Source organism: Lunatibacter salilacus (assembly GCF_009797935.1).
GTDB classification, from domain to species: domain Bacteria; phylum Bacteroidota; class Bacteroidia; order Cytophagales; family Cyclobacteriaceae; genus Lunatibacter; species Lunatibacter salilacus.
Map to the genome: position 1 here is coordinate 1 of NZ_VOLC01000023.1, position 14,599 is coordinate 14,599.

Consider the following 14,599-nt stretch of genomic DNA (forward strand, 5'->3'; position numbering starts at 1 on the left):
TCACCGGATTTACCTTAACTTAATACCATTGAGTGGATACTACACCCAGTCGGGGGATCATTGAGCCGATCATTTTCTGTCAGACTTGAAAAACTCATCAATACAACTAGAACAAGAAAACTGGTAATTTTCGCAGTGGATCGGGTAATAGGATGCATGGTATATCGGGTTTACTGGTTTTTTGACTTCGATAAAATTAAACTACAATAACAGAAATATAACTTGAATTTCGAGAAATACGCAGCTATTCAGAATAAATAGGTCAAAATATCTTACCGGGATTCAATAAGTTGGTAGGATCTAATGTGCTCTTTAATAATTTCATCAAGATTATTTCTTCCGAAGATCTCGAATAGGACAAATACTTTTTTTTGTGAACTCCTATGCCATGCTCTGCAGAAATGGATCCCCCAAATCCCGGCAACGGTGAATAGATAATTCGATTAACCTGCTCTTTTAATTCCGCACTACCTTCCGTCTTACTTACAATGAGGTGAATGTTGCCATCTGCCATATGCCCATACACAAAATACCTGTCGACTTCCGGAACCAAGTTCAGTTTCTCCGATATTTCCAATATATAGACGTCAATTTGGGAAATGGGAAGGCTGACATCAAAATGCTGGTCATGCGTACACATGGCCACGATATGGTCCACATCTTCCCGGATTCGCCAAAAAAGCTGTTGCTCCAACTCGGATCTGGCGACAGTGCCATCCAGAATTAATCCTTTTTCAAACGCCTTCACCAGTACATTCTCCAACGTCTCCCTATCCTTTTCCGGCTCCGTTCCAGACTTTTCCACCAACACATAAAAGGGATAGCCAACCGGCAACGGTACCCCTTTGCCTTTTAACACGCCTATCATCGCAGTATAAGTATCCTTCCATATCAGCTCAAATCCCGTTAGGGTTCCCGCTAATGTTCCTTCCATAAAATGCAGAAAACTAACTACCTGCGAATAAGTAGCAACCGCTATAACGGCTGTATTCCTGCTCTTTGGACCTACCATCAGTTTCAACACGGCACGGGTGATGATGCCCATGGTGCCTTCGGAGCCTATAAACAACTGCTTGAGGTCCAACCCTGAATTATCTTTAACCAATTTTTTTAGGGATGAAATAATTGTTCCGTCAGCCAAAACAACCTCCAGTCCCAACACCCAATTCCGGGTCATCCCATATCTAAATACTCGCAATCCACCAGCATTGGTGGCGATCATCCCTCCTATCTGTGCCGATCCTTTCGCACCATAGGTAACCGGGAACATCAGCCCTTCCAGCTCTACTGATTGATGCAGATGTTCCAGAATGACCCCCGCCTCCACCAGAACCGTTTTGCTGACGGTATCAATATCCAATATTCGGTTCATCTTTTCCATGCTAATAACCAGCTCATTGCCCTGGGTTTCCGTACTTCCGACCATATTGGTCATTCCACCATGAACCACAATAGGCTGATGGTGTTCCTTACAGAGGATCATTATTTCGGATACCTCTTGCGTGGATTGTGGGAATACTACTGCCCGAGCTTGCAGGGGCTGATCAAGAATCCAGATATGGTGACTGCGTTCGGACACAGTCTTTCCGGTAAGGATGTTTCCTTTTCCTAGGATCAATTCCAATCGATCCAAAAACTCCTTGTTTTTAGGTAGATTAATCACATAAAGGAAAATATGTTGGTCCAGTCCATCATTTTTTGATTGGGATTGATACCCCGCAGTTTATTTGGGTCTGATCCAGCGCCATTCCTATAAACATTGGATAACTCCAGCTTTTATAGCGATCCCAAATATCCCCGGAATATTTGGGGAAAATTTCCTGTTGTATAGCCGGAATAAGCGGCATGGCTTTATCCCCCAACTGCCTGACAGATATAGCTGCCTGCAACACCAAGGGTTCATAGGGTTCATGGAGTATCTTTTCCAGGGTTTGCAGGGCGACCGGATCATTTGTTTTTTTCACCAATACTTCCGCAGCCTTGATGGCGACAGGTAAAGAAGGATCATCAAGCAATTTCTTTAGATGGGGCCAGAATGGGGAACCGTCCCCCTGATAGGCGTCGACCGCCACTACCGCCCAAAAACGGGCAGCATTTTCAGAAGCTCCAAAAAAAGGTATCAGTTCCTTAGGGTTTTCGATTTTGCCTACCAAATCAGCTACAGTTACCAGTTCATGAAATTTTTCCTCGGAAAAGCTCCGGGCATAATCATACACAGATATGCCCTCAGCCATGGAACCCAACATCATTTCACCTTCCGTGATTATTCCCGTATCCCGGTGCTTAACCATCCAGAAAGTTACCTTCTCCCTGAATTGATCCACCAATTGAGCGTGTTCCGGCTTATCGATTAGGTTCTCCTGTTCGAATGGATCTTCTTGTAAGTCAAACAGCTCCTCAACGGGTTTTTCCTGCTTCATTCTCAATACCGCATCGGTGAGTTGCCCGAGCTTATGTAACCGGTTGATCTCCTCATAACTCCCTCCTTTGTTAAATATAACGGCCTCCTGATAATAGGGAAGTTGAGGCATAAAATGCCGGATATAGATATACCTGCCATCAGATACGGAGCGCGAGACTTCATAGCAGTCGTCTGCCCTATCCCTATATCCAAAGATATATTCCTTGGGTACGGTTTCTTTTCCCAGAAAATCGGTCCCCTCCATCATCTGAGGCACTTCTCCTCCTACTAACTTGATCACGGTAGGTGCAAAATCTACAAAGGCAACAAGCTGGTCTGTTTCACCTATTTGGAGGTTTGGGGCTAGATGTTTGTATTTATCGGGAATATGTAGGATAAAAGGGATTTGCAGGCCGGCGTTGTTCAGCCACCGTTTATGACCAGGCAGGCCATGGCCATGGTCAGAAAAAACAAAAACGATGGTATTTTCAAGCAACCCATCTTCTTCAAGCTCAGCCAATAAATTTCCTACCCCTATGTCAAACACCGCCAACAAATCATACATATGGGCCCAAATTTCCCTCATCCTAGGGGAATCCGGAAGGTAAGGTGGTAGGCTTGCCTCTGACGGATCATTGAACACCTCAAGCATCTCGGTATCGGAGGATCGGAGTGCGTTGGTAGGTCCTTCGTGTGTGATCATGAAATTAAAAACACTGAAAAAAGGCTTCCCGTTGGGACGATTTCGCCAATGGGCTGTATTGCTGCTTTCATCCCACCGACCCTCATGACTGAAGTTGTAGTCAGTTTTGACGTTATTGGTTGTATAATATCCCGCATCTCTTAAGACTTCGGACAGTATTTTTAATTCCTCCGGAACGGGTATTTCCGACCGCAGATGCTGCGTACCCAATGAGGTAGCGTACATACCCGTGATCAAGGTGGAACGGGCGGGCGCACAAATTGGGGCATTGGAATAGGCTTTATTAAAGCGTGTGCTTTTTGTTGCCAATTGGTCAATATTGGGGGTTCGGGCGTAATCATCCCCATAGCAGCCATAGATAGGGCTCAAATCTTCGTGGGAAATCCATAGGATATTAGGCGGAGGTAATTCTTCGTATGGTGTAGCACATGAGAACCAAAGAAAAATTCCTCCCAACAAAAAAGAGTATTTCATCAAATCAGCGTTTTTTTCTATCTACTAAGATATCAAAAACCCCATGGAATCAAGAAATTAAACAGTATTAAATTGGCATTTGCTGTGAAGATTCTATGGATGCCTGAGCAAATGTAGTTCGGACTGATTATGATACGTCTCAATTCAACTCGTTAATATTTAATGGTCTCCTGACTATCATTTGATAAAAAAGGGACGCCCTATTATTAAAGCGTCCCTTTTTCTGGCATTCAAATAAATACTCGGATCAGTACCCGGGGTTTTGAGATATTGGGGGCTGAGAACGGTCAATTTCGTGTTGGGGAATTGGACGAAGTAGGTGTACCTCGGAAAGGTTTCCGGTAGTTTTCGTCCAAAAATTGTACTTATTTGCTCGCTCAACTAGTTTTCCGGTGCGCTTCAGATCAAACCATCTGTTGAATTCACCCATAAGCTCGCGGGCACTTTCGTCCAAAATCAAGTCTATGGAAATATTTGCAGGAGTTGCCCTATACGACTCAGTTTCCATCGATGTTAGATCCTCTGGATTCTTAGCCCGCAACGGGTCCACTCCTACTCCCACTGCCCTGTCAAGGACCTTGTTATAATAGACATCCGCTCCACCCAAGGCACCTCCTGTGGCTCCTTTTACGATCGCCTCGGCTGCCAACAAGTACGCTTCCGCCGAACGGAATAATGCAAAGTCAAAGGTTCCGTGGCCATCTCCATACTGAATGTTAGGTTCCCAGAACTTCCACATGGAAGGCCTGAAAGCGGTGAGTCGGGAGATCATTTCGCCACTGATAATCTGGTCGTGATTCATTACGGCATACTTCTTTGTGCCTCCTTCATCTATCCCTTTGTTAGGGCCGGTGGCCGGTTTGTTCCAAGGGGTCCAGTATGCCACAGTATCTCCAACGGCGTAACTTACTGTAAGACTTGGATCTGTGAAGCTGTAGGCATAATTGTTTACAGCCTGCAATGCATAGATTACCCGAAGGAAATTATGGGAATATCTACTGTCCACTTCTGGATCAAACATTCGGTACAGCGCGGGAGAGGGTTCATTTTGTCCGAGATGGCGGTTGTAGTCGCTTGTGCGGCCCTTGCCTCCTATCAAATCACTATTTCCTGGGAAAATGGAGTGATAGTAATTGCCAGGTTCTCTATTGCTACCTTCCATCGCATTGGTGAGGACGTCATTATTGTATTGAATAGCAAATACAACTTCACTATTCTTGGCTTCCTGTGCTCCAGTGTATTGAGTTAACGGGTTTTCTGACCGCTTCGGAAAAAGCGTGTTGTATTGCGGCACCAATGGATATGCTGCAATTACTTTATCTGCATATTCTAGTGCCTTATTGAAGTCAGCGGGACTCCCTCCCAAGGAATTTTGAAAATTCCAACCCCTTGTGAGGTATACTTTGGCAAGAAGAAACTGGGCTGCGCCCTTTGTCACTCTTCCGTAATTGGAGGCAACCACCGGAAGGTCGGCCTCAGCTTCAGTCAGATCCTTGATAATTTGAGCATACACATTGGCTGAAGACTCCCGGACCACTGCCTTATTTGCGGACACTGTCTCTTCCAATGGCATGGGGACATCTCCCCAAGTCTGCACAAGGTAAAAATACGACAAAGCCCGGAGAAACTTGACCTCCCCTACCCTGGCAGCTTTGGTTGCCGGGTTGGCAAATGTAACATTTTCCGCACGGCTTAGGGCTGCGTTGGTTCTGCCGATTTCTCGATAAAATATATCCCACGGACCAATAAATGCCTCAGAGGTGATATTGACATAGGTATCCAGTGCCGGCCCTTGCCCAACTGCTTTCACACTCCAGATGGCATTTTGGAAAATATCGGTCCCTGGTAGGGCAAGCGGATATTGAAGTATAAAATCCCGTAACAAGGGATAACATGATTTTACTAAATCTTCATAGCCCGCCTCAGTTCCTACATAGGAATCAGTGGTAATATTTGAAATCGACTCCTCTGTCAAGAAATCTTGGCACCCTGTCGCCAAAATGTAAAGGAAAAATATTCCTACTATTTTTTTATAGCTATATATTTTCATGGTGTTCGTATTTAAATGTGTATTAAGAGGATTAGAAAGATGCACTTACTCCAAACTGGAAGATGGAATGAGGCACGTCATCTTGATAGGTTCCTGAGTTAAATTCAGGATCCATCCACGTATTTTTCTCTTTGGTAAATATAAACAGGTTGTTTGCCTGACCGTACAGTCTCAAATTATTGAATTTCAATGTATTGAGCACATTACTTGGGAAATTATACCCCAGCGTAACGTTTGAAATTCTCCAGAAACTGGCATCCTTATATTGGATAGCTTCGCGATAAGGATTGTTTTGCCAAACCCCAAAATAATCGTTTGTGGGATTAGTTTCTGTCCAATAATTGAGATTCAGGCGGTTGTATCGGCTATTTCCCAATTCACCCATTGTTCCGGATAGCAGACTATTTCTAAATTGGACACCCTGACGGGTATAGACAAAAACCGAAAAATCCCAGTTTTTAAAATTCACCGTATTGCTAATACCGGCCATCCACTTGGGAAGGGCATTACCAAGCACTATTCGGTCATCAATGCCTGCTGCAGAGGATATAATTCCGTCATTATTCTGATCCACGACTTTGACGGACCCCGGAACTTGGCCGTAGACCAAAGCTTCTTCGATTTCGTCCAATTGCCAAATGCCATCAAATTCATAATAGTAGTTGGATCGTAGCGATTGTCCGACAAACAGTCTATTTGCAATATCCTCAGTCACTGTACCTCCATAAAGCTCCAAAATTTCATTGTGGTTGGATGAAAAGTTGAGGCTGGTACTCCATCTGAAGCTTCCCTTCTGTATGTTCACAGAGTTGAGGGTCAATTCGACTCCCCGATTCACCAATTTCCCCACGTTTGCTGTAACTGCCCCAAAGCCGTTAGAAGTAGGGATGGCCACATTTTGGATCAAGTCGTTGGTTTTTTTTGTGTACAATTCTATATCTGTGGTTATTCTGTTTTGCAGAAAACCCAAGTTGAATCCCAGATTAAATTCCTCACTGTTTTCCCAGCGCAACTCAGAGTTTCCAATATTCCGGGGCGCATAACCAAAAGCGGGAGAGGAGTCAAAATCATAGGCACTACGGCTCATATAGGCCTGAGTACTGTAAGGCGCAACCACATCATTTCCAACTTTACCGTAACTCAACCTTAATTTCAAATCAGAAAAGAGGTTTAGGTTTTGAATAAATGCTTCATCTCCGAGTCGATACGCAATAGCTGCTGACGGAAAAAATGCCCATTGATTACCCTCTGCCAAGACGGAGGAACCATCATATCTTCCCGTCACCGTAAAGAGGTATTTTTCATTAAATATATAGTTAAACCTACCCATATATGAAAGTATCGAACGTTCCACCAGGTTGCTATTGACGCTGTTTATGATAGCTCCTGTATTTAGTGCATAAAAGCTGGAATTATAAGCTAAATTTTCCACCCGAATTGCCGATGTCTCAAACCGCTCTTGCAATGCACTTTGCACTCCCGTTACCGTAAAGTCGTGCATTCCGGATGTTAGTTTATAAGTAATGATATTGTCCCAGGTATAGGACCCGTTGAGATTGAATTCATTACCGGCGCTAGGTAGTCGGTTTAGCCTGCTTTTGGAATCGGCACCCCGATATTCCCCTCGCCGGCTAGAAAAGGATGACGCAGATAATGAGGATCGTATCGAAAGCCCTTTTAGAGGAGTCAATTCCACATATCCATTGCCCAAGAAACTGGAAACTCGCGTTTCATCTTGGAAATTTTCGGCAGCAACTTCAAGTATTGGATTGTTGACTTGATTATCTTTTATTCCCATCCAAAATGCATATCCATCAACATTTTTGTCGTTGGTCTCGGTGGGATTGGTGAGGTCATCGTAAAAAATGGTACCCGTAGGTCTCGCACGATACGCATTTCTCAATGTTTCAAAAGACCCTGTACTCAAGATACTATGTGTATAGTAAGTATTGAAACCCACTTTGACTATGTTATTCAATTTGCTGTCTACGCTTCCCTTAAGATTAAACCGCTCAAAACCAGTATACAGCACATTGCCTTTTTCGTTTAGATATCCCGCAGAAAAATAATGAGTAGTATTTTCATTTCCACCGGATAATGCAACTACATGGCTGGACTGGAGGGATGGAGCAGTTACCTCATCCACCCAATTGACAGACCTGCCTGCTTCTACATTCTCAAGTTCAGCAGTGGTCCAAATTACCTGTGCATTTGGATTTTCTGCTGTGACCACATCATTGTAGGCAGTGTAAAATTCCTGGGCATTCATTAGGTCCGGAAGATTAGCAGGTGCCTTGACCCCTACATATCCTTCATAAGTAACCCTTGATTTACCCTGTACTCCCTTTTTGGTGGTTATGATGATAACACCGTTTGCCCCCCTAGCTCCATAAATGGCAGAGGAAGAGGCATCTTTCAACACGTCCATGGATGCGATATCACTCGGGTTTAACGTATTTAGTCTACCTCCCATGACACCGTCAATGACCACTAGGGGTTCATTGCTAAACCCGATGGACTGAAGTCCCCTAATATCGATGGTGTAATCTGATCCCGGTCTGGAGTTGACGCGGTTTACATTTACCCCTGCTACCTGACCTTGGAGTGCTCTTGCCGCCTGAACTGGGTTTTGACGAATTATATCCTCTGAATTCACCGAACCTACCGCCCCGGTAAGATCACTTTTCTTTACCTCACCGTACCCAACGACAACAAACTCATCAAGTGCTTGTCCATCCTCGACCAAACGAACGTTAATTTTATCCGTATTACCAACGGTTATTTTTTGGCTTTCAAATCCCACAAAGGAGAAAACCAGCACGTTCCCTGTGTCTGCATTCAGCGAGTAATTGCCGTTGATATCAGTTACTGTACCCATGCTGGTGCCTTCTACGATAATTGTAACTCCGGGAAGTGGCTGACCTTCGGCATCCACGACCTGTCCGGATACAAAAATATCCTCGCTGCTTGGAGATAACGGATCACCTTGGGCCTTATTGAGCTTTACACTTATCCGTTCATTTACTTGCCTAAAAGAAAGACTGTGGGATGATGCCAAAGAATAAAGAACATTTTCCAAAGATTCTTCTTGAAAAACCCGGCTAATAGGGCCGGCGTTTCGCATTTCCTGTCGATCATAAATGAAATAAAACTCAGTTTTCTTCTTGATCTGATCAAACGCTTCCATCAAAGAAGCGGATTCCAGGTTAAGAGTTACTTTCACCTCTTTTAAATCCAGCGATCCTTGAGCCTTGGTATCTGACGCGAGGATAATAGAAGTGAAGAAGAGCTGTATTAAGAATCCATATAGATAGAATTTTCCTATCATACCCAGTAAGTATAATGTTTTTTTCATAATTTTAGATGTTTTATTGATAAAGATTCAGTAGGACAAGGAGAAGGCAGAGGAAGCCTGAGAAACTGATCTGTCTTCTCCAATTTTGGGCTATTGCCCGCTTTTGATGTCTAATTGTTCATAAGCTTTTTGGGTTAAATTGTATTGTGACATTTTTATTTTCGATAGAATAATTGAAATCAAATGTGAAACTCAAGGAATGAAGCACATTTTCCAGATAATCCCTTTGAAATTCGGCCGTCACACTTAATGATTTCCGTGGCAAATATTCTGTGGTAATATTCACGCCATACCAACGTTCAAGGGTAGAAACGACTTCTGGAAAGGTTGCTCTGTTAAAGTGAAGAATTCCATCCTTCCAAAGGGTTGCTTTGGCAATGTCAAAGTCCTGAGTCTTTAGGTTGTTAATAGCAGTCATCACTACCTCCTGGCCTGGATTAAGGTGAATAGCTTCCAGAAGATCATTGGATTGACTAACCACTACTCTTCCTGACGTGAGTTGTACCCGTTGACTCATCTCGGGGTAATTTTTGATATTGAAAGATGTTCCCAAAGCGCGAGTAATGAGGTCTCCCGCAAAAACCTCAAAAGCCAATAAACTATCCGAGACCACTTCAAAATAGGCCTCACCTTTTAAATGAATTTCCCGATTCCTTTTCGCAAAATCAGTGGAATAAGAGATTTCCGAGGCAGCATTTAAGGTCACGTTTGATCCGTCCGGAAGGATCAATTTCGATTTTTGTCCGGGAGGGTTTGATTTAACAATCCATTCCAAATCCACTGCAGATTGTTCGGTAAGGGTTTTCCCTGAAGATTGATAATTTTCAGTATACCACCATAAAATACCTCCAATTAACAACGTTACCATTGCGATTAAGCGAAGCGCTGGTATTCTATTGATTGCGGAGCCAGGCGATTTGTTAAATCGGTTTTGGTTTATCTTTGTTAACAAGGCTGCCTTTGTTGAGGAGTCCCAAGCCTCAGAATCCTTATTTATTTCTAAAAGAACACGCACGGCTAAATCATAGGTAGCTTTTTGATCGGGATTCAATTTGATCCATTCTTTCCAGAAAAGCACATGCTTCCCGTTCAACACCATTTCCCTAAAAGAAGGATCCTCCAAAAAATCCAATAGTTGCTTTTTTCCCCCAGTCATATTTAAGAAGTTATACTACTAAGAGGGCGTTTATTTATGAATTACACTGGTCCGGATTGCAAAAAGTGTAAATTATAAATTAAATGAAAAAATAAATTCCTATCGTTGTGAAAATGGCAACCTATTTGAGTTTATTTTGTTAAATACAAAAAAATACAACTAGACTTTTTATATAGGTCTGTTTATTTATAAGGGATTGGGATAAATTTTTCAGTGCTTTTTGGATGAGATTGTAAAGTGAAATCACTTTTATTTGCATCAATTCTGCTATTTGCTGGTACTCCATCCCTTCTATATACCGCAAAAAAACTGCCTCACGCTGTCGGTCAGATAAGTGGTTGATAGCTGCCTTGACATTTTCGTTGGATTCCAGTATGATCTGGTTTTCCAGAATCAATTCCTGAAATGACACCTCCCAATGTCTGTCCATCTCAGAGATTTCGGTATATTTTTTCTTCCTAATCTCTTGAACTTTCTTGATTAAATCTCTCCGGAATGCTCTGATCAGGTAAAATTTCAGCGAACAGGAAATAGTTAGAAAGGACCGCTTTGTCCAAATCCTTAAAAAGACATCATGGATGCTGTCTTCGATCAGGGACTTGTCTGTTGTAATCCTTGACCCATACCGAAACAATACATCCGAATAGGTTTCATAAACATAAACGAATGCAGGGTTATTACCTTTGGAAATCAACTTCCATATATCCGCATCTGTCTGTTTGGTGAAATCCATGGAAAATTTTGGGCTTAAATATCTTCTGGAAATTAACAAATTATATATTTCAAATCAAAGAGATATGATTTATTTTATTGAATCAAGCACGAATGAGAAATGATTCATTTGTTATTTTACAAATAATAATAGAATTAATCTGTTACGTATCGTTGAGAGTGGTGTTATTTTATGGAGTCAATAATGGGAATCCTCCAATTTATCCTCTCAGAAAATAGTTGAAAATTTAATTTTTTTATTTCGTTTTTGCCAAAAAACTTTATTGGCAGAGGTTGGTAGATCATTTACCCCTAATTTCATCCAACATTTCTGCCAATTCACTCACAACCTCCGGCCGCTCAGAAAAAAGATTTATTTTCTCCTCCGGGTCAGTATCTTCCTTGTAAAGCTGGCCGGTTGGACCTCCTTCCTGGGGCTGTATGACTGCGGGATCGGTAAATCCGCCTGAACCCAACCCTTCTATATATTTCCACCCTCCATGCCGTATACTATAGAAATTACGGGAAGAATGATGAACCATCTCTTGGCGGGCAGATTGGTTGGCTGTACCATTTAAAACGGGCCAAAAGCTTTGGCTATCCTCTGCCTGCCCGTTGGGAATGGGTTGGTCTGTCATTTCAGAAAAAGTAGCGAAAAAGTCCGTCAAACTGATCAAGGAAGTATTTTTTGATCCAGATTGAATATGGCCCGGCCAAGAAACAATCAGCGGAACTCTGTGACCACCGTCCCAAACATCTCCCTTCTGACCCCTTCGGCCGTCATTGGAGTCATGGGCATGTAATTCAATTTCCACCTCCGGCCAGTATGCACCATTGTCCGTGGCAAAAACCACGATTGTATTGTCCAAAATATTATTATCCGACAGGGTTTGCCTTACCCTTGCCACTACCTCATCAATATCCAAGACGAAATCCCCGTACAAACCAATGCCTGATTTCCCCTTGTGCTTTTCTGATGGAACCCAGGGTGTATGCGGACCCGTAAGAGGCATATACAGAAAAAACGGGGAATCCGGTTTTTCTTCGACCTGCCTATTTATGAATCCCAACCCCTCAGAAACCAACGTTTTGTGACACTCCTCAATACGGAAACTGCGGGACATCTCTCCCTGCCTCCACCAAACGCCTTTCTCCCAATATACTGCCAAGTCATCCGTATGCTTTTTGTCCCAAGAATATTCGGTATAATCCTGCCGGGTTGGATAAATATCAGTGGTCAATACCATAGCGGTATCCACCACGTTCTGGCCCCGGATAAACAAATAGGGGGGAATATCCAACGAAGCAGGATGTATAAATGAAAAATCAAACCCAAAATCAGTGGGACCGGATTGAATGGGTAGGGAGTAATCCACATTGGAATACCCAGTTGCCGGATCCAACACAGCAGGATTGCTATCCTTGGTCTGCCAGTCTACCCCCAAGTGCCATTTCCCGGCGATCCCTGTAGTGTACCCCTCTCTTTTCAATAGTGTAGCTAGTGTCTCCCTACCGGGTTCGATTACGACAGGAGAAAACCCCCAAATTCCATAGGCAGCCATGGGAGATCTGAAAGCATACCGACCAGTCAACAAACCATAACGGGAAGGGGTGCAAACGCTGGCACTGGCATGGGCATTGGTGAAAATCATACCGTCCTGAATGAGGGAATCAAGAGCAGGAGTACGAATTTTTGAATGGGCATTCAACCCACTAATATCACCATAGCCCATATCATCGGCAAAAATAAAAACGATGTTTGGTTTTAGACGTTCCGGTGATTGGACAGGATTTTGTGTACACGCCTGGGTGAATAAAAGGAAAAACAAACCACTTATTATAGAATTAAAGCAAATCTTACCTTGGAAGAAATAATTCATACGATCAAATTTCCTCTAAAAATGGCTTAAATTCAGCTTAAATCAAAAAGAAATTGCCTGCCAAGCCAAACTTTGATGGGCTTGGGCTTGGCAGGCAATGAAATCAAATTAGACTTTATAATAATCTTCCCATCCCTTTCTAGGTGGAGAACCAATCAACATCGCATTAGCCAACGGGTGGTTAGTAATTTGCTTTTTTTCCCGATCAAACACAATCTTCTCATTTAGTTGCTGAGCCATAACACCAAGGCTAAATACCTGGCTCAATGGTCCTGCAATGTCAAATGAAGACCGGCATTTCTCTTCCCCTTTACAGGCTTTCAGGAAATTAGCAAAATGATTGGAAGGACTTTCCTGTACTTCTGGAAGCTGGGACTGCATGTCGTTTGCCGCTTCCTCAGGAATAATACTCAAAGTACTGCCGTGAGAACCTCCTTTAAAGGTAAGGTCTTTGCCATAAATGATCTTTCCGGGGTTCAGCTTAGCGGGCTGCAATTGCCCTGTGCTTGGTGGCGGGATATTTGGGTCGAGTTCGGAGACGCCATATCCTTCTGGGACTGGGGGTATATTGTTCATCCCGTCATACCAGGTTATGGTAAGCGGCGGCATTGTTCCTCGTTCGGGAAATTTAAATTCCAGCGTAGAAGACATGGGGAAAAAGAAAGGGTTGTGTCCATCCAGCTTAACCGGATTGACTTCATAAGGAAGTCCCAAATCTAAAAACTCATGGGCAGTATCCATGATATGCGCACCCCAGTCACCGAGGGCTCCCATACCAAATTGATACCAACACCTCCATTGTCCGTTATGAAAATCCTTGTTGAAATCATGTTGCTCAATAGCAGACAACCAGGTATCCCAATCCATGGTAGACGGCTTTGGCTCCGCAGGTGGATAACTGTTCATATTCACATCCCAACCGTGCCATCGGCGTCTGCTGTTCATGTGGGCCGTCATGGCAGTCACGTCCTTGATGATACCGGCATCCTTCCAAGCCTTGAACTGGAAATAGTTTCCTTCCGAATGTCCCTGATTTCCCATCTGGGTTGCCACCTTGTACTTTTTAGCACCGGCCATCATTAGCTCAATTTCCTGGAAAGTACGAGCCATGGGTTTTTCTACATATACATGTTTGCCCATCGCCATCGCATGCATGGTGATCGGAAAATGGGAAAAATCCGGAGTCCCTACTGTGATGGCCTCTATTTGGTTTCCCATTTTATCAAACATCACACGGAAATCTTGGAATCGAGGCACATCGGGGAACATTTCGATTATCTTCTGTGTCTGAGGAGCTCCCATGTCCACATCACATAAGGCCACTATATTTGCCAGACCGGTAGCATGAAGGGAACGGATAATCTCCGCACCTCTATTGCCTATACCACAGACGGCCAAGTCAACTTTGTCACTGGGAGCCACATAACCCAGCGGTTTTCCCAGCACCATGGAGGGTATCAAAGAAACACCTGCCACACCCAGTGTTCCTGTTTTGATAAATTGTCTTCTCTTTTTATTCATAATCGGTTTTACCTGCGTATTTGGTATTAAATTGAAGTGGCATTATAGTAAATAATTCCTTTACTTGGAAGGCATTTTTGTTTTTTGGTATTTTGAGTATCGATACAATACTACAACTTGGACCCGGCTGCTGGATACAAAATCCGGGTTTTTGGCTCCGGGGATGCGCTTATCCGTATAGATGATAAAAGGCTTTCACATGTCTCCTATTCCAAGGAAGCCCATAGTTTCAAAGAATGCATCCGTGCCGCTGGAAACATCAAGGAAAGGACATATGGAAGTAATTTTTGACCTTCCCGAAGAATCCTACCTCAACTGTAGACTGCATTCAAAAATTTCCGATATCTG

9 protein-coding genes are annotated in these 14,599 nt (G+C 43.3%); 1 reads left to right on the forward strand and 8 read right to left on the reverse strand.

Features of this window, described 5'->3' with window-relative positions; translation table 11 throughout:
- Positions 1–262: 262 nt before the first annotated feature.
- From FQ608_RS23440 to FQ608_RS23475, 8 genes are all read right to left on the reverse strand, one after another.
- A complete protein-coding gene (locus FQ608_RS23440; protein WP_234364358.1) occupies positions 263–1,663 on the reverse strand; it encodes an FAD-binding oxidoreductase in 1,401 nt (466 codons plus the stop codon).
- Between the two features lie 28 nt (positions 1,664–1,691).
- Positions 1,692–3,578, reverse strand: a complete 1,887-nt coding sequence (locus FQ608_RS23445; protein WP_158860933.1) for a sulfatase-like hydrolase/transferase — start codon at positions 3,576–3,578, stop codon at positions 1,692–1,694.
- A gap of 247 nt (positions 3,579–3,825) precedes the next feature.
- Complete coding sequence (locus FQ608_RS23450; protein ID WP_158860934.1) at positions 3,826–5,628, reverse strand: RagB/SusD family nutrient uptake outer membrane protein; 1,803 nt, start codon at positions 5,626–5,628, stop codon at positions 3,826–3,828.
- Positions 5,629–5,659: 31 nt separating this feature from the next.
- Positions 5,660–8,983, reverse strand: a complete 3,324-nt coding sequence (locus FQ608_RS23455; protein WP_158860935.1) for a SusC/RagA family TonB-linked outer membrane protein — start codon at positions 8,981–8,983, stop codon at positions 5,660–5,662.
- 118 nt (positions 8,984–9,101) lie between these two features.
- Positions 9,102–10,139 (reverse strand): FecR family protein, encoded by a 1,038-nt coding sequence (locus FQ608_RS23460; RefSeq protein ID WP_158860936.1) that lies wholly within the window; start codon positions 10,137–10,139, stop codon positions 9,102–9,104.
- Positions 10,140–10,278: 139 nt separating this feature from the next.
- Positions 10,279–10,872 carry an RNA polymerase sigma factor gene (locus FQ608_RS23465; protein WP_158860937.1) on the reverse strand — a complete coding sequence of 198 codons (594 nt, stop codon included), beginning with the start codon at positions 10,870–10,872 and terminating at the stop codon, positions 10,279–10,281.
- Between the two features lie 280 nt (positions 10,873–11,152).
- Positions 11,153–12,730 carry a sulfatase family protein gene (locus FQ608_RS23470; protein ID WP_158860938.1) on the reverse strand — a complete coding sequence of 526 codons (1,578 nt, stop codon included), beginning with the start codon at positions 12,728–12,730 and terminating at the stop codon, positions 11,153–11,155.
- Between the two features lie 108 nt (positions 12,731–12,838).
- Positions 12,839–14,251, reverse strand: a complete 1,413-nt coding sequence (locus tag FQ608_RS23475) for a Gfo/Idh/MocA family protein (protein WP_158860939.1) — start codon at positions 14,249–14,251, stop codon at positions 12,839–12,841.
- 117 nt (positions 14,252–14,368) lie between these two features.
- Here FQ608_RS23475 and FQ608_RS23480 point away from each other — a divergent pair, with 117 nt between their 5' ends.
- Positions 14,369–14,542 (forward strand): hypothetical protein, encoded by a 174-nt coding sequence (locus tag FQ608_RS23480; protein WP_158860940.1) that lies wholly within the window; start codon positions 14,369–14,371, stop codon positions 14,540–14,542.
- Positions 14,543–14,599: the final 57 nt, after the last annotated feature.

What these genes read in the sequence shown, in the direction of transcription:
- FQ608_RS23465 (WP_158860937.1), bottom strand. Translation starts at nt 10,872, where the DNA reads ATGGATTTCACCAAACAGACAGATGCGGATATATGGAAGTTGATTTCC.
- FQ608_RS23475 (WP_158860939.1), bottom strand. Translation starts at nt 14,251, where the DNA reads ATGAATAAAAAGAGAAGACAATTTATCAAAACAGGAACACTGGGTGTG.
- FQ608_RS23470 (WP_158860938.1), bottom strand. Translation starts at nt 12,730, where the DNA reads ATGAATTATTTCTTCCAAGGTAAGATTTGCTTTAATTCTATAATAAGT.
- FQ608_RS23450 (WP_158860934.1), bottom strand. Translation starts at nt 5,628, where the DNA reads ATGAAAATATATAGCTATAAAAAAATAGTAGGAATATTTTTCCTTTAC.
- FQ608_RS23455 (WP_158860935.1), bottom strand. Translation starts at nt 8,983, where the DNA reads ATGAAAAAAACATTATACTTACTGGGTATGATAGGAAAATTCTATCTA.
- FQ608_RS23460 (WP_158860936.1), bottom strand. Translation starts at nt 10,139, where the DNA reads ATGACTGGGGGAAAAAAGCAACTATTGGATTTTTTGGAGGATCCTTCT.
- FQ608_RS23445 (WP_158860933.1), bottom strand. Translation starts at nt 3,578, where the DNA reads ATGAAATACTCTTTTTTGTTGGGAGGAATTTTTCTTTGGTTCTCATGT.